Origin of the sequence: Nocardioides cavernae, from assembly GCF_016907475.1 — a bacterium.
Taxonomy (GTDB): Bacteria; Actinomycetota; Actinomycetes; order Propionibacteriales; family Nocardioidaceae; genus Nocardioides; species Nocardioides cavernae.
Window position 1 is genome coordinate 3447185 of sequence record NZ_JAFBCA010000001.1, and the last position, 20448, is coordinate 3467632.

17 protein-coding genes are annotated in these 20448 nt (G+C 67.2%); 6 read left to right on the forward strand and 11 right to left on the reverse strand.

What is annotated here, in order from left to right:
• Window positions 1–2: 2 nt before the first annotated feature.
• The 5 genes from JOD65_RS16160 to JOD65_RS16185 form a co-directional block, all read right to left on the reverse strand.
• Window positions 3–2621 carry a DEAD/DEAH box helicase gene (locus tag JOD65_RS16160; protein WP_191195929.1) on the reverse strand — a complete coding sequence of 873 codons (2619 nt, stop codon included), beginning with the start codon at window positions 2619–2621 and terminating at the stop codon, window positions 3–5.
• Window positions 2618–4654, reverse strand: a complete 2037-nt coding sequence (locus JOD65_RS23425; protein ID WP_191195930.1) for a site-specific DNA-methyltransferase — start codon at window positions 4652–4654, stop codon at window positions 2618–2620. Before JOD65_RS23425 ends, JOD65_RS16160 begins: the two co-directional genes overlap by 4 nt.
• Window positions 4655–4658: 4 nt before the next feature.
• A complete protein-coding gene (locus tag JOD65_RS16175; protein WP_191195931.1) occupies window positions 4659–6173 on the reverse strand; it encodes an AAA family ATPase in 1515 nt (504 codons plus the stop codon).
• Entirely contained in the window at window positions 6173–8707 is a 2535-nt protein-coding gene (locus JOD65_RS16180) for a hypothetical protein (RefSeq protein ID WP_204811234.1), read from the reverse strand. Before JOD65_RS16180 ends, JOD65_RS16175 begins: the two co-directional genes overlap by 1 nt.
• 456 nt (window positions 8708–9163) lie before the next feature.
• Window positions 9164–9592 (reverse strand): restriction system modified-DNA reader domain-containing protein, encoded by a 429-nt coding sequence (locus JOD65_RS16185; protein WP_191196240.1) that lies wholly within the window; start codon window positions 9590–9592, stop codon window positions 9164–9166.
• Between the two features lie 561 nt (window positions 9593–10153).
• Here JOD65_RS16185 and JOD65_RS16190 point away from each other — a divergent pair.
• From JOD65_RS16190 to JOD65_RS16215, 6 genes are all read left to right on the forward strand, one after another.
• A complete protein-coding gene (locus tag JOD65_RS16190) occupies window positions 10154–10627 on the forward strand; it encodes a hypothetical protein (protein WP_191195933.1) in 474 nt (157 codons plus the stop codon).
• 169 nt (window positions 10628–10796) lie between these two features.
• Entirely contained in the window at window positions 10797–11723 is a 927-nt protein-coding gene (locus JOD65_RS16195) for a hypothetical protein (RefSeq protein ID WP_191195934.1), read from the forward strand.
• 75 nt (window positions 11724–11798) lie between these two features.
• Window positions 11799–12083 carry a hypothetical protein gene (locus tag JOD65_RS16200; protein WP_191195935.1) on the forward strand — a complete coding sequence of 95 codons (285 nt, stop codon included), beginning with the start codon at window positions 11799–11801 and terminating at the stop codon, window positions 12081–12083.
• A 107-nt stretch (window positions 12084–12190) separates the two neighbouring features.
• On the forward strand, window positions 12191–12541 hold the full coding sequence (locus tag JOD65_RS16205; protein ID WP_191195936.1) for a hypothetical protein: 351 nt from the start codon (window positions 12191–12193) through the stop codon (window positions 12539–12541).
• 419 nt (window positions 12542–12960) lie between these two features.
• Window positions 12961–13293 (forward strand): hypothetical protein, encoded by a 333-nt coding sequence (locus JOD65_RS16210; protein WP_191195937.1) that lies wholly within the window; start codon window positions 12961–12963, stop codon window positions 13291–13293.
• Window positions 13294–13353: 60 nt separating this feature from the next.
• A complete protein-coding gene (locus tag JOD65_RS16215) occupies window positions 13354–13779 on the forward strand; it encodes a hypothetical protein (RefSeq protein ID WP_191195938.1) in 426 nt (141 codons plus the stop codon).
• Between the two features lie 76 nt (window positions 13780–13855).
• On the opposite strand, the gene JOD65_RS16220 is transcribed toward JOD65_RS16215, so the two are convergent.
• From JOD65_RS16220 to JOD65_RS16245, 6 genes are all read right to left on the reverse strand, one after another.
• Window positions 13856–14110: a hypothetical protein gene (locus tag JOD65_RS16220; protein WP_191195939.1), complete on the reverse strand. Its 255-nt coding sequence runs from the start codon at window positions 14108–14110 to the stop codon at window positions 13856–13858.
• A complete protein-coding gene (locus JOD65_RS24205) occupies window positions 14107–14376 on the reverse strand; it encodes a DUF1016 N-terminal domain-containing protein (protein ID WP_372440154.1) in 270 nt (89 codons plus the stop codon). The genes JOD65_RS16220 and JOD65_RS24205 overlap by 4 nt, the downstream gene beginning before the upstream one ends.
• A 525-nt stretch (window positions 14377–14901) precedes the next feature.
• Window positions 14902–17853: a hypothetical protein gene (locus JOD65_RS16230; protein ID WP_191195941.1), complete on the reverse strand. Its 2952-nt coding sequence runs from the start codon at window positions 17851–17853 to the stop codon at window positions 14902–14904.
• 173 nt (window positions 17854–18026) lie between these two features.
• Window positions 18027–18233, reverse strand: a complete 207-nt coding sequence (locus tag JOD65_RS16235) for a hypothetical protein (RefSeq protein ID WP_191195942.1) — start codon at window positions 18231–18233, stop codon at window positions 18027–18029.
• Between the two features lie 167 nt (window positions 18234–18400).
• Window positions 18401–18913: a hypothetical protein gene (locus JOD65_RS16240; protein WP_191195943.1), complete on the reverse strand. Its 513-nt coding sequence runs from the start codon at window positions 18911–18913 to the stop codon at window positions 18401–18403.
• A 608-nt stretch (window positions 18914–19521) separates the two neighbouring features.
• Complete coding sequence (locus JOD65_RS16245; RefSeq protein ID WP_191195944.1) at window positions 19522–20403, reverse strand: hypothetical protein; 882 nt, start codon at window positions 20401–20403, stop codon at window positions 19522–19524.
• Window positions 20404–20448: the final 45 nt, after the last annotated feature.

The window sequence follows — 20448 nt, forward strand, 5'->3', positions numbered from 1 at the left end:
GGTCAGGCTTCGTAGGCGATCGCGATGTCCGACTCGTAGTACTCCACCACGGACCGGCCCAGCTTGCGGATGCCTTCGCGCGAGTACTCAAAGTGCAGCGGGATCGTGCGCTTGCGGTTCCCGATGACGGTGACCTGCTCGATGCGATCGAAGCTGTCGCCGTACCTCTCGGCGTAATCGGCGAGAGCATTGAGCTTCATCCGGGCGTCGTCGAGGTGGTGGCTGTGCGGGTCGACGATCGACGCCTTCACTTCACCGTCGATGTCGTGGAAGAACACGAAGTCGGGGTGCATCGACCGCCAGTTGCCTGCGTCGTCGCGGTAGGCGATGGTGAGCGAGTCGGTCGCCGGGCGCGGCGGGTTGCGATACCAGCCGAGCGCGCCGTCGCGCGACATCTCGGTGCGGACGACGTCGACCTCCCAGGGGTTGAGTCCGCCGAGCGGATAGAGACCGTTCGCGTCCGCCATTAGGTGGCCCTCGAGCAGCGGCGCTTCGGACACCTCGCCGGTCGCCTTGTCGACGACCTTGTAGTCCTCCATCCGCAGGCGAGGCTCGCCGAGCCAGCCTCGTTGCGGGTCGACCGCAAGTCCGCGAATCTTCTCGTACTCCTCCTGGCGCTCGTCGCTGAGCTTGGCGGTCTCCCGGCGGAACTCGTCGAACCAGCGCTCCGCGATCGAGTTCGCCACCTCGTCGACCCGCGCCCGCACGTCGCGGGTCGAGGCGAGCGCTGCCGTCCGGACGAACGCGTCGCGGAGCTCGTCGTCATCGTCGTCCTCAGGGCACAGGTGGTCCACGTACGCCGTCGCCAGCGAGTGGCCGAGCGCCTTGGTGGCGAACCGGAAGCCGGTGCGGATCGCCCGGTCGTCGGCGCGGATGACGAAGTCGTTGTAGGTCAGCCTGGACCCGCCCGTGCGACCCAGGATCTCCTTGACGTGGACGTCCCAGATCTCCGACACCGCCGCCTCGAGCGCGTCGGCGTGGTCGGCCGCGAGCTTGTCGAGCACGGGGATCAGCTCGCCGTTGACCGCCTCGAGTGCGCGGGGCCGGATGCCGTCGTGCGAGAGCGCCTGGGCCAGAGCCGTCAGCCGGATCACCGGGCGCGCTCCGCGCTGCGGCATCGTCTGGGTCGGCAGCCGGTCCCACACGTCCCACACCGCCTGCGGGATCGCGGGGTTCCGGGTGAGCTCGCACGGCTCGAGGAGCACCTTGCGCTGAGCCGAGCCAGGCATCTCCTCGATCTGGCCGGTCAGGTACTTCACCACGTTCCCGGCCGTGGTCCGGTCGAAGAACGGCAGGATGCAGTCGACGGCGTTGAGCCGCTCGTCCCCGGGCACGCGGCGCGCTAGCGGGGAGCGCACCATGCGCCCAAGGAGCTGGGTGATGTGGGTGCTGTCCTTGGCAGGCCTGAACGACACCATCACCTCCGCGCGCGGGCAGTCCCACCCGGTGGAGATGGCGTCCTTCGCGACCAGGACGCGGACCTCGCGGGTGCCCTCGACGCGCTGCGGCGGGATCCAGTCGATCTCCCATGGCCCGAACTTCTGCGGCTTGTGGCCACTAAGGACGTGCCGCACGTGGCGGGCGTCGACGTCTCCGAGGACCGCCGCGATCACGTCGAGCGCCTGCCCGATCTCGTCGCGCCACGTCGTCTCGCCCGCTTCGTCGTCGGGGGTGTTGCGCACCTGCAGGATGAGCAGGGGTACGACGACGTCTGCTTCCTCCTGCTGCTTCGCGTAGCCGGCCCACCGGTCGGCAGACGCCTTCAGTCGCTCGGCGGCGTGGCGCACAAACGTCAGATCGAACTGGCCGGCCTCGTCGGGGATCGTCAGCGCGATCGTGTCCTTGACGAGACCGGAGGCCTGGACCAGACCCGGGTCCACGAGCACCCGCTGCAAGGCGCGCCGGTTCTTCGACGCGTCGGCAGTCTTCATCGCATCGTCGAACCGCTCGATCGTCGCCGAGATCCCCCACACGATGGGGATCGGCTTGTAGCCCGCGTGCCCGTTGATCAGGCGTCGCACCAGGGTCGGCTTGTCCTGCACCTTCGCCGGGGTGAACCCGCGGTGGGCCTCGTCGAGGATGAGGTACACCGTGAGGTCCTCGTCCTCGATCGTGTTGGAGATCGTCTCCCAGATGGTCGACGACTGCAGGTCCGGTGCGACCGCGAACGCAGCGGTTTGCTCAACGTCCGCGTCGGCGACGTGCCCGCGCGTCAGCAGCGAGTTCTTGCCGAGCTTGCCAGTGTTGAGGAAGTAGACCTTGCCGGGCTCGAGCTTCTTGCGGGAGAACGGCGGCTCGATCACGACCAGGTCGGCGACGTTGAGCTGCTCGGAGGCCTGGATCAACCGGTCTCGGGTCTGCAGGTTGAGAGCCGGGTCGTCGGAGAACCAGACGACGACGGCGCCCGGATCGGGCTCGAATCCGTCCAGCAGGTCACTGCTGCCGTAGAAGAGCGCCTCGATCGCGGCAGCCGCCATCACCGTCTTGCCGGCGCCAGTGGTCGCGGTCAGCGAGAGAGACGAGCTCTCACCGTCGCGGTGGAACGCGACTCGTGCGCGCTCCAGGTTGTCGAGGACCTTCTCGACCGCGTCGCGCTGGTACGGGTGGAGCTCGAACCTCATCGCGCGCTCCGTCCCGCTTCGATCTCGAAGTTCCGCAGGTACGCCTCGTAGAGACGTACGGCCTCGACGTGCTCGGGAAGGTCCCGGCACACCGACGTGAACAGCCGGTCGTCGTCCGTAACCACGAACGCCACCCGGATCTCCGCACCGCTCGCCTCGCGCTCGGCGAGCGCCTTGAGGAACGGCTCGGTCTGGTCGAGGTCGGCGAGCACACCGTAGGTGTCCGCGACCTCGAACCCGGCCGAGACGTCGTCGATCCGGCGACCCTGCGAGCCTGCCCGCATCCAGAGCAGCGGCGCGACCTTCGCGAACTCGCGGTTGCTCGACACGCGCAGCGGCGCCTCATACCTGAGGTCGAAGAACTCGACGTTCTGTTCCAGCCCCTCGGAGTACGTCGATCCGTCCGGCCGGACGCCGGTGGCGACGGTGCTGATGCGGGGCTTGGTCACGTACTCGTAGACACCCTTCTTCTCCCACTCTTGGTCACCAGGCCGGTGGCCGGCCTTGCGTAGCTTCTTGGCATCGGCTGCGGCGGCCTCGTTGTTGGTGACGAGGATGCACCGGCGGGTGCCGCCGTCCTCTTCGTTGAGGCGCATGACTGCCTCGGCGGTGGTGCCCGATCCTCCGAAGAAGTCGAGGACCACGTCATCGGCATGTCCTGCGATGCGCAGCCAGCGCGCAATGACCTCGTGATCCTTCGGATTCGGGAACCGCCCCTCTCCAAGGACCTTCTTGAGGTGGAGCCCGGACGCCCGTCGATCACGCTCGAAGACCGAGCCCACCGTCTCTTGTGTCTGGTCCGAAAGAAACCTTTTGTAGTAGGCCGTCGACGTGTGGTCGACGCCGAACAAGACGCGGTCGTCAGCAAGCAACTTGTCCATGGCCTCTCGGCTGGTTCTCCAGCCGTTTGGGTTCATCTTCACCGGGAGTCCGGTATGCGGATGCACCAGGTCGTACCTCAGATTTGGCCGAGGGTTCGGGCTGCTTAGATCGCCGGCGAAGAACACGCGCCCGGCACTGTCAATCGCGTTGTAGCGTGCGACACCATCCGTCAACCGGCCTCGATTGGAACGAATCCACGATCTGAACGCCGTAGTGGCGAGCGTCGCGTTGCCGTCCGCTTCCGCCCAGGCAGTCGACGCAGCCAGAAGAGCGTCGTCGACGCCCTGCTTCCGATCACTCCACTGGACGTCGGCAGTCGCCAGCGCTGACTCATCCCGGGCATACACCAACATGTAGTCAGCGCCGTTGGACACGTATCGCGAGTCGTTCTTGCGCCCGCCCTGCCATACGACGTCCGAGATGAAGTTCTGCGCCTCGAACACCTGGTCCATCAGCATCCGCAGCCGGTGGTGCTCCTCGTCGCCGATCGCGACGATGATCACTCCGGTCGGCTTCAGCAACTCTTTCGCGAGCAACAGCCGTCGCTCCATGAACGCGAGCCACTTGGAGTGCTTGTAGTGGTCGTCGCCGGCGACGTACTTGTCGCTGTAGATCCAGCCCTCGTTCCCGGTGTTGTAAGGCGGGTCGATGTAGATGCAGTCAACCTGGCTGCGGTGGGTGAACAGCAGCGTCTGGAGCGCGTGGTAGTTCTCCGCGTTGATGACCGTGTGGAACGGCTTGTCGCCGCCGCGCTCGACCTTCCCTGTCGAAGCGAGGCCCGGGTAGATCGGGTCGCGGAACTCGGCGACGACGACGAGCTCGGTGGCCGGCTGCTCCTGCGTCTCGGCCGGCTCGGTGCTCGAATCCTCGATCGTCGCGACGCCGGTGGCTCGGTCGATCGCGATCACTCGCCACAGACGGGAGTTCTCCTGGGTGGGGTTCTTGCCGCGCTCGGGGAGGACGTGGACCTTGTCGCCGCGTCGGACCGGGCGGCCGGGGAGCTCGACGGTCTCCGGGGTGTGGCGCTCGAAGTTGAGACCGAAGGCACGACGGTCGGCGAGCGCGTCGTACTCGGTGCGGAGTTCCTTGGCGATCGCCGCGGTCTTCTCGTTCGCTTCGAGCTGGCGGAGCAGGTCGTTGAGCCGGGACACGTGATTACTCCTGAGCAACGTCGTCTGGGGTGTAGGTGATGGTGGCACGGGCGAACGTGTCGAGGATGCGTCGGTGGGTCTGGCGCGGCAGCTGCCGGTTGCCGGGTTCGCCGTACGGGTTGCCCGGGCGGGCCGGCGCCTCGCCGAGCAGCGTGTCGAGGCCGGGTCGGCTGACCATCAGCAGCCCGTGGGTCGCTCGGGTACAGGTGACGGCGAGGCGGCCGAACGCGGAGTTGAAGTCGTTGAGCTCACCGGCCCCGGTTAGCGGGTGGATGGCGATCGTGATGCCGTTGGTCTGGCCCTGCCACGAGTCGACGGTGGAGGCAACGATGTCCTTGTCGGTCAGGGCGTGCTTGTCGCGGAGCCGGTCGACGGCGTCGGCCGCGTCATCGACCGCCTGATTCCGGGTCGCCAGGATCGCGACCAAGGGGTCTCCGGTGTGGGTCCTCAGCTCCCACGTGTCGCGTTCGCCGGTCGGGGCCCCGGTGTCGTCGTACTCGGCCCGTTCGAGGGTGAATCCGGCCGTGAACAGCTCGTCGAGGAGCGCCTCGACGTACTCCACCAGCGGCAGGTCGATGTCGGCGGCCTCGGCGGGCGGTAGGCCGTCGACCTCGAGCAGGGTGGGGACGCCGCTGCCGACCGAGCGCCACACCTCGGCGGCGGTTCCGTTGACCTGGGTTGTGAGGCTGCGGTCGCCGGGCGCGGCGACGCAGTTGAGTCGGTCCCACTCGGGGTAGAACGCTCGCCACAGGGCGAGCGCTCCGGCGGGCGGGCGCCACACGGCCGGGAGCTCGCGCTCCCAGGTGTGGTCGGGGTCCTTGCCGTCGGTGTAGTCGGTCGGCCAGGCGCGGTAGGGGTTGTGACCGGGGTCGCCGCGCCACGGATTGCTGCCGACTTCCAGCGGCGGGAGCTGTCCGACATCGCCGACACCGACCCACAGGGGTGCTGCCTTGTTGACGCGGTCGAACAGGTAGTGCGGAAGCTGCCACGCCTCGTCGACGAACAGCACGTCGTAGGGGGCGTCGCCGTTGCGGCCGGGCCCGAGTGCGTCCTTCTGGCGGCGCAGCTCGCTCGGCGCGCCGAGCTTGTGGCTGGTAGCGACCACGACCTTCGCGTCGGTGGGGATCTCCGAGGTCTTCTCGGCGATCGTGACGTGCTTGATGACGTCATCGGGAAGGTCGTTGACGGTGCCCTTCTTCACGAAGATGCACACGTAGTCCTTGCCGATCGCCTTGGCGATGTCGACGGCGAGCGGGTGGATCTGTTTGTTCGTAAACGCGATGATCGCGACCCGAGAGCAGCGTTCGTGAGCGACGGCGTCCTGCACAAGCCGCTTGAGCGCGAACGACTTGCCCGCGCCGGCGGCGGCCTTCAGCAGGACGCGCCGGTGGTCGCTCGTCCCGGCTAGGGCGGCCTGGAGGGCAGCCGACGCCTCGATCGCGACGGCGGTGTTGCCGGCTGCCGCTGCGGCGTGGTGCACGCCCGTCGCGGTCTCGGCGGGTGGAGTGAACGTTTCCATCAGTCGAGGTCGTCCTCAGTGAGATCGGCGGGCGAACTGACCGGGGCCTCTGCGTACGGGTCGCCTTGGGGTTGTCCGGCGGCTGCGGCCTCGAACGCGTCGTCGTTGCGGACCGGGGGCCAGGTCTGCGGGTTGAGGAGGCCCGCGGCGCGACGTTCGGCGAGTGTGTCGGACCACTCGGCCTCGTTCACCTCGTGCGGCTTGCAGCAGTAGGCGTGGGCGTCGGGGTCGTCGGAGTAGCCGGCGGTGAGACAGTCGGGCTTCGGCGCGGCGTGCCCGTCGACGGCGGGCCGTTTCACGTTCAGGTTGCGTCTGTAGGGAGTGCCCGCGAACCAGTCGCAGTCGGCCACCACGACACGATCTCGAACGGCGAGGGTGGGGGCGATCGCGGCCCCCCAAGAGAGGTGTCCGCGTGGGGCGTCCTCGTCGATGCCGTCCTTGCTGAGTGGCCCGATTGCCATCCCCTGGAACTGGAAGGACCCGCCCTGCACCTTCAGCCCGACAGCCGGGTCTTCGACGCAGGGGTCGTCGTTCACGTGGAGCAGGACCACCGACGAGCCGGCGGCGATGCGCCGCGAGTGGACGTCGAGGACGAGCGGGTCGACGGAGACGACGTCGGCGAACGCGACCATCCGCTGGCCGGCGTCGGAGGCCAGGTCCTGGGCGGCCTGCGGGTTGGCGAGCGCAAGGAGCTGGTCGCGGCACTTCTGGTCGTCCTGGATCGGCTCGACGAGTGCGTTGCGCCACCAACGATAGGTGCGTCCGAACCGAACGAGGTCGGAGGCGTGGAGGCGCAAGCGGCGCTGCCAGACGGCCTGGGCGTCCGCTTCGATCGTGCGGTGCACGTCGCGCAGGCGGGACGGCTGATCGTTGTCGAGGATCTCGATCGCCTTCGTCAGGACGTCGGACTTGTAGGTGAGCTCGGCGCGGACGAGTCGGTCGTACTCGGCCAGGTTGCGACGCTCTTCCGGACCGGAGATCGTCGCGTGGATGGCATTGGACTGGGTGTTCGTCAGCCGGGCGCCCGGAGTGTGTTCGAGGTTCTCGATCTCGTCGGAGAGGTTGCGGTGGTCGACGGCGCTGCCCTCGAGGAACCACGCGACGACGTAGTCCAGACGCAGGGCGCTGACCGTCGGGCCGCCTACGACGTGGTGACGGGTGAGCACCTCCTGGGCGTTGACGATCGGCGAGCGCAGGGTCATCGCGCGAGCGCGGTCGTCTTCGAGCAGGAACGCGACCGCGGTGCGGTCGTCCTCGCTCAGGCGGAGCGGCACCTGTGCTGGCTCGCCGTCGAAGGTCAGCTGGGGGCGGCCCATCAGCTTGTCCTGCGCCCAGCGGAGGCGACTCAGCTCGAGGCCGGCCAGGTTGTCGGCGATGGATACGAGGACGTCGGCGGTCATCTTGTCCGGCACGACGAGGTGGACCGGTTCAGGGTTGTCCGGATCCGCCAGACGACGGTCCTTGATCGCCTTGGTGAGAGCGGACCCGATGACGCGGACGACGGCGCGACGTGTTTGCGGCGACTGCGGCTCGGGAAAGACATGCTGGATCCAGTCTCCTGGGCCGTCGGCGGTGACGACCTGGATCCCGATCCCGTGAACGCCGAGGGACGCGGCGTCGGCCTTGGCGAGCACGAAGTTGACGGTGCCGGGGAGGCCGATTGGATCGACGCGTCGCTGCTTCGTCTGCTGGGCGACGCCTGCGTTGGTGGCGACGACCTGGGCGATGAGGGACGGCTGCGCCGCGCCGATGTGGCCGGTGCCGTCGACGATCCCGGCGACGAGCGGCCGGACGTCGCGCGGGATGCCGATCTCAACCAGCACATCGGTGGGGTCAGCGGACTTGCGCAGTTCGGCGCGGCAGTACGCGAACAGCGAGCACGACGGGCAGGACCCGGGGTCGAAGGTCGCGACGAGGTGTTCGGTGAACAGGTCGAGTTCGCTCGGGTCGAACGCAGCGTCCTTCGCTTCTGCTCGACGTTCGGCAATCCGCATCGCGACCTCGCGACGGTGGTCGGCCAAGTCCTCCACGAGTGCCTCTGGTTGGAGGAACGCGTTACGCGGGACCGCGAGGGCGCCGTACCGGTGGACGCTCATGCCGGCGGGGAGCTTGGACCACGCCGCGGCGGACTCGGCGCCGACGGCGACCTGGAGGAATCCCTTCAGGAGGCGTGAGTCCTCCACCCGCGAGCGGTGGCGCTCGTAGTCCTTTGCGTCCCCGACAACGAGCCAGGATCCGCTCTGGTCGACTGTCGGAGCAACGACGGCGAAGTCGGGCTTGACGTCGGTCGCGCTGGTGTTCTCGAAGCCCGCGAACGGAACGGCCAGCTGGTGGATCAGGGTCGCAGCACCGTCCCCGATGGCCCGCTGGTGGGCCGCTGAAAGGAGGTCCGCTGTGCGGTCCTTGTTAATCTTGGCATCCGCGATCACTACCTCGCTGGGCCGGTTGAGCCCGACCGCACCGACGGTGGTGGTGACCGTCTGACTGGCGAACGCCTCGTTCTTGACCAGCCGCTCGAACGTCATGGCGCGCATCCAGCGAGCGTCGGGTATCCGGCCGGACGTGTCCGGATGACCGAGCTTCTCCGCCAAAGCTCTGCGTGACATTCCGGTGATCAGCGGGTCGGTGCGACGGAACCGCGCGCACGCCGCGTGCGCTGAGGCTGCGACCGCACTCGACCCGCCCCCGATGACCTTCGTCGACACCTGTCTCCCGTTCCGTTCCCACCGCAGTCTTTACCTTCTTGGCTGACGGTAGTTGAGGGGCCGACCGAATGGACCGTCTTGACGAAACTGCGAGGCCGTCGCGTCGGATGTGGCCTTCTGCCGCTGCGGAGGCTCAGGAGTGTGTGCGAGTGCGGGCCCGCGTCGGAACGCAAGAGCGAGGAGGAGCGCGTGGATCTTCGTCGACGCCACTTCCCTCAACCGGACCTGACGCCGAACATGCGAGAGCCCCCGAACCTGATGGTTCCGGGGCTCCCGCATGTCACCTCACTCGCCCGATGCGGACTTCCGCAGTTCCTCACGAAGCTCCCGCAGCGTCTTCCCGGACAGCACGTGGGTCCAGTTCGCCCAACCGTCGATCTGCGACCCCACCAAGTCGCGCAACGCCGGCGAGGGCTCCCGGTATGAGTTCACTTCTGTGACGGTCCAGCCGTGGTTGTCCACGATCGCCCCGAAGTCCCGACCCTTGCGCACCTGACGGTGCTCCAGCGAGTCCCCCGGTTTGATCAGCCCCGCCTCAATGAGCGGCAGCAGTCGACCCGGCATCACGGTCGGCTCCGGCTGCGGGATCTCGACCGCGGCGTCCGGCAGCAGCAGCCGTCGCAACACCGTGTTCGGCGATTCGAACCCGCGGACGTGCCCCTCAAGGAAGCGGTAGACCTCCTCGTCGACCTCTATCCTGTGCATGGCGACCATCCCTTCTCTTGCGATTTCTGTGACTTTGACACTTGCAGATTAGTGGAGTTGGGATGGTCGCGCAAGCTTTGCCCATGGCATAGCCACGGTCGCCCTGGTGCCGACATGGCGGATCTCCGCAACCACCCACCGGCACGTTGGCTCCGCGGACCCACAGCGCCTCCAGATCCACAGCCCGCAACAGAGGTGCGTAGAAATGTCGTGGTCTCCCACGATCCTGTCCGCCATGAGCACCCCCGCCCAACGCGCACACTGGCGCCAACGTGCCACGTGGCTCGCTCAACTGCGCCTCGATCCCGACGAGGCCGCACCTGCTGACGTCGCGGAGCAGCTCGGAGATGCGGCGCTTGCGCTCCTTGCTGAAGTGGAGCGCCCCGAGGAGGAGGTGCTCGAGGCGCGTCGCATCGGGCGTGGCTCTACGGCCACCTGGAGCCGGGAGCTCGCATCTTCCTTGGCGACGTATCGGAGTGGCCATGGCTGCTGGGGGGACATGAGCCGTGAGCCGGGTAGCTCGTCTGGCGAGTTGCCGTGCACGACCCACGAGACGAGGCGGAGACGCCGATGACCTACTACGACCACGACCACACCGCCGAGGCTGCGTTCCTCGACTACACGGCCGCGCCAACGCCGGAGAACGCCCATGCCGCCGAGTTGACCATCGCAACGCTGCAGCGCCGATACGACGCGCTCCTGCGCAGGCTGGACGGCGAAGCCGCACCGCCGCTGACGCCGCCCCACACGCACAACGCTTGGGACACCCCGGAGGCGTGCATCGAAGGCAGCCTGACCGACCTGGCAGAAGGTTCCCTCGAGGATCGGGCTGCCACGCTCGCCCACGGGCGGGAGGCACTGCGAGCGCTCGTGCACGACGTCGACGAAGCGCGCCGGTACGCGAGGCTGCTCTTCCAACAGGTGACCTTCGGCCTGCTCGACTACGGAGCTCTCGACGTGCCGACGGACGTCGATGAGTGGCCGGAGTGGCTGACCTACTATGACGGCGAGGCGCCCGAGCGCCAGGGCCCCGCTTCGGTGTAGCCCTTCGCCACGTAGAACACCTGGGAGATGTCGCGCGGCTGCGCCTACCCCTCGTGCACATCTCTCACTGTGCGCCGTTTCCTTCGACTGCGTGCGCCACCACCGGCTACACCGTGGCCGCGTCAGATCACTGACCGCTCGCCCGCCGAGCCCGCACTGGAGGACCGCCATGACCCGCCAGCACACCGCTCCGCTCGAACCCAGCCCGTGGCCGCCGACGGGGCCCGTGGACTTGAAGACGTTCATCCGCAACCTGGGGGCGTCTCGCGCACGGGGATCTGCGACGTCGACGCAGTACCGCCGGACGGCCATGCTCGTCGAACGTGCCGCACCCCGGATGATCGAGGCGGCCCCGCTCGAGCCAATCGGCTTTCTCGATGCCGTGCAGCGCCGTGCCCTCGTCGGGAGGAGGAACCGGCTCGACATCAGTCTCGTCTTCCTGGCCGCGGGCACCGTGCTCGGGAACCGGCTGCTCAACGTTGAGGAGCGGCTGGCCGTACTGTGCAGCGTCCAGGACGAGCAGTTCGTGCGGGCCGCGCTCTCAGACGTCCCGGTGGTTGCGCTTCCAGACCTGCTGCCGTGGGGCGTGGCGAGTGCCACCGACGGCTGGATCGACGAAACCCGACGACGCCTCGAAGAACGCGCACTCGAAGGAGCTCCTCGGGCTTCCGGTCACTTCGTTGTCGTCGACGGGAGTCTTCCGCCGCACGCGTCGCGGCTCGACGCGGTCGGCGTCATCAAGACGACCGCGACGGACTGGCTCATCGACGAGTCGTCCTATCCGTACCTTGGTGGCTGGCGGTCTCCGGCTCTGCTGCTGCCTCCGAGCCGCGCCGGCGACCGGGCTCGTTTGAGCTGTCTGGTTCGCCTGCGTGATGTGGAGGGGTGTCACGCGTACGACTACTCCCTGGTCCGGGTGGAGTGCTTCGAGGAGGCCGGGATCGAGACGCTAGAAGCCGTCGCGGCTCTCGCGGTGCAGGAGCGCCAGCCTCTGACCTCTGGCGACCCGCGGGCCGAGGTCCACATGCGATCGATGCGCACGACCGAGGACGTCCTGAGGACTCGCGTGCCTGTCGCGTTCCAGGTACTGCCGTGACCTACCTGACCTACCTCCTGCGAAGAACTCACTGGAGACCATTGCGGACCGTTCCTCGGGCCGGACCTTCGCCTCATGGAGACTCCTAGGCACCTGCTGACCCCGGCACTACGACAGGTCGCTCTGGCGCTCGCCACGGCGAGGGACGCGGGTGCTGACCACGCCGGCCTGGTCCAGCTGCTCAGCTCTCGCAGCACGAGTGGAGTGCCTGATGACCTCATCGAGGACATCCTGTTGGCAGCCGGCCAGCTTCTTGCCGGGGTGGACCCGGACCTGCCGATGCTCGTGAGCGTGTGGGGTCGGTACCAGCCCGAGCTCATCGCCGTCCAGATCGCGATCACGCTTGAGTTCGTGATCTAGCCGCTCTTGCGCCTGGGTGCTGCGCCACGACGGGTCTCCAGCGGCACGACATGTGTCCGCATCGCGGCCCCGTCGGGAGTCCGGATGCCACAACCCATGGAGACACCATGCTCGACCTCGAACAGCAGGTCCTAGCCCTGCTCACCGGAGCCCGGGGACGACGATTCACGTGGCTTGCTCAGCAGCGTCTCGTCCTCGCCGAAACGGTCGCACAAACGGACTGCTTTGGCGTCACGGAGGCACCCTCCCTCGACCAGCAGGTCGAACTGGTCGAGGAGACGCTGCTCAACATGGTGCCGGACCTCGACCTCGCCGCCGAGCTGGCAGCGGAGTACGCCATCCGCGACGCAGCGCTGATCCACGGCCGGGGCGAACCGCCCGCCGGGTTCGACTGCAGCGTCTGCAGCGGCCGGTTCGGCATCCACGAACTCCTCGCGCGCATCCCCGCGTTCGAGTAGTACCCAGCGGCCGGCACACCTCGTGTGCCGGCCGCTTCCGCGCACACAACCGCAAGGGCGCTCTCGGCGTCCACCCGAAAGACATCCCACGAGAGGACCGACAAGTGACCGCAGATCGCTCGCCGCGAGATCGACGGCGGCGCGTGGGCCTGATGCCTGCCCGAGGCACCTACCACCGCGAGGACGGACCTGCCATCGGACGCCCCGACGGGCCCGTCTGGTGGTGCCAGCGCGGCAAGCTCCACCGCGTCGACGGTCCCGCAATCGTGGTCCCGCCCGACCCGTCGGGCATCGGTGGCTGGGAGGAGTGGTGGCTCGAGGGGAAGCGCCACCGCGAAGCTGGGGCCGGCGAACGTCGAGGGCGATCACCAGCAGTGGTGGGTCGACGGCGCGCTGCATCGAGAGGATGGCCGGCCCTTGTGTCGGACGGTTCGCGAGACGACCTCCGGTGGTACCTCCACGGGAAGCTTCACCGCGAGGACGGTCCCGCCATCGAGTACGCCGACGGCACGCTCGAGTGGCACCGGCACGACCAGCTCCACCGCTTCGACGGTCCGGCTCGCGACTACGCCGGCGGCTGGCGCAAGTGGTACGTCCATGGAATGCACATCCCGTTCCCGCACACGATGATCCTCGAGTCCCTCCTCGGGCGAACCGACTACGAGACCCTAGAGCTGGTGCTGTCCTCCTGGCGACCAGACGGACCGAACTCCAGCGCCCTGCTCGACGCGATCAGAGCAGCTCGCCTGTGACCGTGCTTCAACCCGACCTAGCGCCACCACTTCCCTACGCCCGATGACCAGCGAAGGAGCATGGTGAAGATCCTGCACACCGACATGGCAAGCTTTACGGGTGCTGGCCACGGCGTGGCACGCATCCCACCGGGGACTGCTCTCACGCCAGGCGAGACGGTCTACCTGGTCGACGACGAAGCCGACGCCGTTGAGGCGGAAGTACTGTCCGTCGCCGACAACACGGCACAGGTCCGGATCCGCTGGGACCGCTCCCCCGTCCCCATGTTCGAGCTCGAGGTGTCACCGACGGCACGCCGGATCGGCGTCATGTACCTTCACGACGTGTACCTTGACGCCGACCAGAACCTGGCAGTCGGCGACTCAGTGCTTGTCCGCGACGAAGGAGGCACGCTCTGGGTCGGCGAGGTGACGGGGCGGGACGACGCCAGGCTCGGGCACAAGTACCGACTCCAGATCGGACTACCTCCGAACAGCTCCGGCTGATCGGGAGACGCAGCGTCCATGAGCGTCAAGCCAAACCAGACAGCCTCACGTCGGCCAGGCGTCCCAATTCAGTTCGTCAGCGAGTGCTTCCTTCTGGAGGAGGTCCGGCAGGTTCTCGAAACCCGGATCGATCTCCGCGGATGTTCTCGTCGGTGTTGGACGCGGCGTTGATGCCGAGAGGGTCGTCACCGAACAGGAAGGTGGTTACGGTCGCGACGAAGTCGCGGCTCCCCGCGGTCAGTTCGACACGCTGCTGTTTCGCTGCACGCACCCGCACCTCGACCTTCCGTGGCGTCTCGACGTTGCGTCGGTCTTGTAGGTGGTACTTCATGACGGCACCGTGCCCGGGGCGACCTGTTCTCGGCCATGGAGGCCGGTGCGGATGTGGTGTGCGAGGACGTCTTGCGACCAGCCGTGTTCGACCGCGCGGTTGGCATACCGGTCTCGAGTCGGACCGTCGTTGAGCTCATCGAGCAGCACGCGGACCTGCCCCCAGGGCAAGGCACCAGCGCCGGGTAAGGGAGCCGGAGTGCCATCGTCGTGCGGCGGGTAGGCGGCCTCGAAGCGCCGCATGGCCTCGACGTGCCTCGCGTCGATGTCCGCATGCCCGGGAACGCAGCGCTGAGGTCTGCGCCGACGGGCTCAACCGCGGACTCGTCGCCGGTTCCACCGATCTGCTGGGACAGGAGTGCGGCCGATGGTCCAGTACAGGCGCAACATCTCGGCGTTCGCGGCCACACGCGCTCGAAACTGTGCGGTCCGGACCTCGGCCTCCAGACCACCTAGGACGTCGGGGTGGAACCGCACGCCCTCGGCCGCCCGTCCTCGCTGTCTCGTGGGTTCACCGGCGTTCATGACAGACATGGTGTCGGATGAGACCGACAGCAGCCCTCGACATCGAGGCCGTACTGCTCGCCCCGCTACGAGTGTTGCTCGTCGCGATGACATCGAGCAGTGGGTCCGGCAGCGACGGGGGGCCGGGGAGCGTTCATCCCGTCCTGTCAGGCGAACGCCAAGCCGAACCCGGATTGTGTAGAGCATGCGTCGCCCTGCCGTCCGGGCAAGCTAGACGGCCGACGCTTCTGCCACGGCTGAGGCAGTAGGTCGATTCCCATGGCTCCCTCACCCCTGAGATCCGGCGACGGTCCCGGCGACGTCCATGATGGAAGCCTTGGCCGGGTTCTTGGTCCAGAGCTCAGTCACGTACCCGGCTGGGAAGAGCGTGGCTGCCCAGATTGGGTCCTTGACCGGCACACGCCGGCAGCGACGACAGAGCACACCAACCCCGCTCGCGGCCACCTCAGGCAGGAGCGAAACGAAGTCGGCCGGCACACCGTCGTGCGGGCAGGAGATCGGACGAATTCGATTCTTCGCGGCGTCCGCGTACTCCAAGTAGCGAGGACGCTTGAAGCCAGCCTTGCGTGCTCGCGGCGTGACGAGCTGCCGAACGTTCCACTCGGATTTGCCCAGCCGCAGGGCCAGTTCTTGGAGCGTCATCCCTTGGCTAGCCACGTCCTCGTCGTGGGTCAGGATGTCCAGGGCGCGCTGGATCCACACGGTGTCGTCGGGGACGGCCGTGTTGCCCCACGACCCGTCCGGATCGCGGTACGTCGACGCGATGCGGTCGAGATACGCCGGGGACTCCGGGATGTCGAGCAACGACTCTCCGTTGGCCACGCGCCACAGGATCGTGCGCACCAGCGGTGTCGGGTGGTCCACGGCTGCGCACTTGAGCCCGGGTGAGGTGACACCGTTATCCCGCAACCAGGGCATCAGGTAGTAGAGGTACACGGTGCGTCGAATGCATCCAACGAACTCGGCGACCTCGTCCACGTTGCGGCCCTCGCCGAAGACGTAGCGGGCAGCGCCGGCGAGCCTGCGCTTCTTCCGCCCAGTCTCGGTACGAAGGTTCCGGATCGTGCCGGACAACGGAAGCTCAACCGTCTGGCCGGACGTGACCGGAATCCGCGCAACGCACGACCAGTAGAGGTGCTCACCGTCGGGGACGAAGCGCCAGTCAGCGAAGGTTCGGTCACAGAGCTTCCCGATTCGATCGTCCGCAAGGCCATGGTTGGTCGCTGCCTTCTCAAGAGCAACAACAAGGTAGGCCAGGATGCTGACATCGCCTTCTGCGTCGTGGTCCGAGCCCAGCAGCCGGTGGTCTTCCAACTGTCGCTCGATGTCGCCGATCTCGAGCTTCAACGCAGCGACTCGCTCGGCCGCGATCGACGCCGACTTCAGGTACTCATCCCGCTTGGCGGCATCGTCAGCAGCCTCAGCGCGGGCGGCCAACCTGTTGAAGCCAGCCTCTTCGTCCTCGCTGTCCTTCTGCTCCTTCTGACGGCGCTCGAGGCGATCCCGCCAGGCGATCGTGGGGTCGTCGCCGAGGTGACGAACTGCGTTGAGGGTGACGGGCGTGTTCTCCTCGAGTAGTGCCGTCACCCGCGCATCGCAGTCGCGGGCGACGGAGGCACACAGCTCTGCCAACGATCCGGAACCGGCATCGGGCAGGTAGCCCCACCCGCCCGTGTCTTCGCTGACCGGCCGGTGCATGACGCATATGGTGTTCTTGCCGCCACGCTGGGTGCGGCCGCGCACTCCCCACGCCGTCGGCTCGCTGTCGTAGACGCTCGCAGGGTCGCCGGGCTCGGTTCGCCACGAAGCGATCGCCTGAAACACGCGGCGCAAGCCGTCTCGTCGCGGACGTCCTCCCCCGATTTCCCGAGCCGCGATGAGTTCGCGCAGGAGCCTGGCGCCGACCTGACGGCAGGTCTGGTCGTCGATTCCGAAGGACGGAACTTCGTTCCCGGCCTCGTCGACCGGCCACGGCCAGGGTTGGGAGAGCACGTAGAACGCCCCCTTGAAGTCCAGCTCGTCGCGCAGTTCGGGCTTGTAGCCGTTCACCCCCTTCGCGGTGATGCCCTTCATGTCGTTGCGGAGCCTCCTGAAGTACCGACCGGTGCGGATGTGCTCGACGCGTGACAGGTAGACGCGTGTGTCCCGGTCGAAGACATCGGCTGGGTCTTCTCCGTCGAGGTAGCGAGCGATGGCTTCCTCGGTGGGGGGCGTTGCCGGCTTGGACTTGGAGATTGCGAAGAACGGGCTGATCGCGTCGTCCCGGCTCACGGCGGTGGACGCCGATGCGTAGGTGTTGTCGGGATTCGCGTGGTCACGGCGAGCAACAAGCCCTTCCTTCTCGAAGTCAACGAGAAGGCGCCACAGGTCCTGGTAGCTGTCTCCCGCGGCATGCCGCGCGAAGAGCGCCTGCATGACGGGGATCATCGCCGCGTCACCTTCCGGGACTACGGATCCCTTTCGGCCGTCGGTGATGGGGCGGCCCCAACGATCCCGCGCCTGCCTCCACCCGCGCGTCAGGCCCTGCTCGGGCACTGCGCCGCCGCCATCGTGGAGCTTGGCGATCCGCTTGCCCGTCAGCATCTCCTGGCGCTCCTTGTTGTCGGAGCTGGTGACCGCGCTCAGGATGTCAAGAGAAACCTTGTCGGACTTCTCGCTGAGGTCGAAAGCCTTGCCCCCGAACGTCATGAGGATGTCGTAGTTGAGGCACTTCTCCTTGATCTGCGCCCACGACACCTCGGTGCGGCCAGCGCGCTTGAGGTCGTCGGCCCAGCGGATAGCGTCGGCCTTGCGGTAGTGGTTGAGCAGAGATGTGACGAGCCAGGTGTATCCGTTCTCCTCGGAGCCGTCATCGCGCTGGATGTGCGCCGTGACGGCGGACAGTTCGACACTGGCGAAGACGGTCTCACCCCGCCACGTGACGGCTGCGAAGGAGTTGCGGCCATCGAGCGACGGGTGGAGGTCGCAGAGGGAGATCCACGTGATGCCGTGCACAGCCCCCACTTCGGGCTGTTTCGGATCCCAGGCCGCCTCCGGGATGCGGCGAAGTTCTTGGATGTCGGGATCGGCGGCGTAGCGCGAGAAGTGGGCGCTCCGCTGACCTGCTACACCGCCCTCGCCTGCCTTGGAGTAGCGGGCGATGTCGACGTAGCGCGGCCGCAGGGCCGGCAGCTTGTCGGCCAGCGGCTTGTACACGGAGCGGTCGGTGAAGAGAGTCATGGGGCGTGCCTTCCGGGAAGGACTCCTCGGTGGAGTCGTCCCGAAGCACGGTGTGGACTCAGTTGCGCCACGCAATCAATTGCACAGATCTCCCGGACCTACCGGAGCGGGCCCGGCAGTTCTGCCCATGCCCGACACCTTGCACTTGCCGCGCAGGTTCGACCTCTCCGGCCCTACGTGTGTGCACTCGTCTGGTCCGCGGCCGACGGCTCCTCGGCGCGGCGCACGTGGACGCGCACGGAGATGTCGACCGGCATGAGCGCGCCGATGTCGAGTTCATCGAATTCGGCGTTCGACAGCTCCGTGAGTTTCTCCAGCAACTTGCGAAAGTCTTCTAGGCGGTCATTACGGCTCGTGGCGTGGGCGGAAGTGGTGGTCATGCTGGAGACAGTCCGCACGGCAACCGTTTCGCCACCCATCCACTTCCCCAAGGCAAGCTCGATGTAGGCGGCGAGGCGGTGGCGGCTCAAGTCGCGTGCGCTTCGTGAAGGACGCGGTCCCCGGGGTCACCTTGGCCGAGGCTGCGTCCTTACTCGCCCTCGCAGGTTCAGCGGCGGGTGAGCGTGATGTCGCTCCCGTCGTCGAGTTCGATCTGCGGCACGCCTTCGTACATGGACACCTCTCCGGACGCGCAGGCGCGGTACGAGGCCGTCGCCGGGTCTACGGCTTCGACGCTGTCCGGGTTGTCCCACACGACGATGGTGAACCGCGGTTCCTGCGGGTAGGGCGCACCCAGGTTGAGGAACCGGTCGTTGCCGTCCGAGCCGGTGCTCTTCAGCGGCCCGCACACCCGCACCACATCGCCGGCATGGTCGGCTGCGTCGCGCCACGACACGTCACCGGAACCCGTGTCCGAGCGGGCGGCGCTGCACCCCGACAGCACCGCCGCCATCAGGCCGCCCAGCACTAGCCACGAGGACGACGAGACGGGTCGATGGCCGGCGGCCGACTTGCGGGCAGGTGGCTCCATGTTCGGACCGTAGCCGTCACGCCACGTAGGCGCAGCCGAACAGCAGGGCCGGGTCAGCGGCGTGCGGTGATGAAGAACCTCTTCGACCACGACGGCAACGCGAGGTCGCCGGCAAACACCCTCGAGTCGACGCCAGCGCGCGTGGACCCAAGCAGATCCTCTCCGAACTCGACGACCTCAACGCCCCGACCGATCATCTGCGCCGGCTTGGCCTCGCCAGCCTCGCCTTTGGCTTTGGGATCGGTGGGGCTGACGACGGGCGGCGCGGATCCACGGGATGGAACGCGCCGCCAGTCACCCCGCCGACAGTCACGACAAGATCGCGACGGCCAAGACAATTACCACCGTGATCCAGATGGCATCGGCCACCGGACTACTGGGCTTCGGCAGCAGCTCCAACACCCGAACGAACACACGCATACCGCACCTCCGACTGAAGAGGTAGGGCCGGGTTGGCCCTCCTCACCCCTTCAGGGGTTGAGGTGTGCGGGGCAGCAGGTCGATCGCTCAGAAATCCGGTGTGATCTGCCCCACACGGCAGTCGTGCGCCACCTAGCCGAACTCCTTTCACGTGCTCACTCCCCGGCACGTGAATGCCGGCAATCTGTCAGTTCCTGACTACCTGGCTGACAATCGCGACGGCTTCGACGTTCGCCAGACAGCCTGAGTAGGGCCCGCCAGCAATGCAGCACGTCGGTCTAACACGGCGGCTTCGCGTCCATGCCATGCTCGCGCTCGTAAGCAAGTTCGATTCCCAGGTCGATCAGGCCATACACGTACTCGGTGACCGCACGGTGAAGCGCGCGGAGTCGTTCTTCGAGGGTGCGCCATGGTCTGACGTCCTCGTCACCGTTGGGTCCCGGCCCGAGCTCGACTCCAGCTACCTCGACGTCGAACTCGGTCCCGCCATCGAGGTAGTCGGGGTTGATGGGGAAGTCCCCGAGCCATCGGAAGGTCGCCAACGTCCCGTCAGGGGCCACGGGGCCTGGGAAGACCTGCAAATCCTTTACAAGGTTCATGTCGTGCTGGAGCCACCCGTTCGACGCGAACGACGTGACGAAGTGGACTGCGCGGTGCCGATCGGTGCGTGCCATCTCGTTGAGGATCCTGAGACAGTTCCAGCTGGGCAATTCCGCCTGGAACGGCTGGATCGCGTAAAGAGCGTCCTGAATTTCGATCGAGAGCGCACTCAGCCGGCGATCTCGATGTGACTTCCAGGCCTTCTCATCAGCGCAGATTGGCCACTCGAGGGCTGACGCCTTGGGTGGGGGGTCCTGTCCGGAGTCCAGGATGGCTACGGCGTACAGAGCATTGTCGAGTGCGGCGCGTAGCTCGTAGAGGAACTCACCCAGGATGAGGGACAACTTCGCAGGAGGTTCCTGCAGGCGCGTGAACACGATGCGGCCCAGCCCGTCGTCACCAACCTCGACACCGACGGCATGGGGGCTGGTATCGAGATGAGCTGCCCAGGCGTCTCGGAATGCGCCGAAATGCTCGACACTGCGGTCGAGTCTTGCGCCGACCACAGCCACCTCCTTGGGCAGGTCGCGATGCGACAGCCGCGCGTCGTCAGCGAACAAGGTTCGTCCCTGAGCGATCGGTAGGAATGTGACTCGAGTTATGGG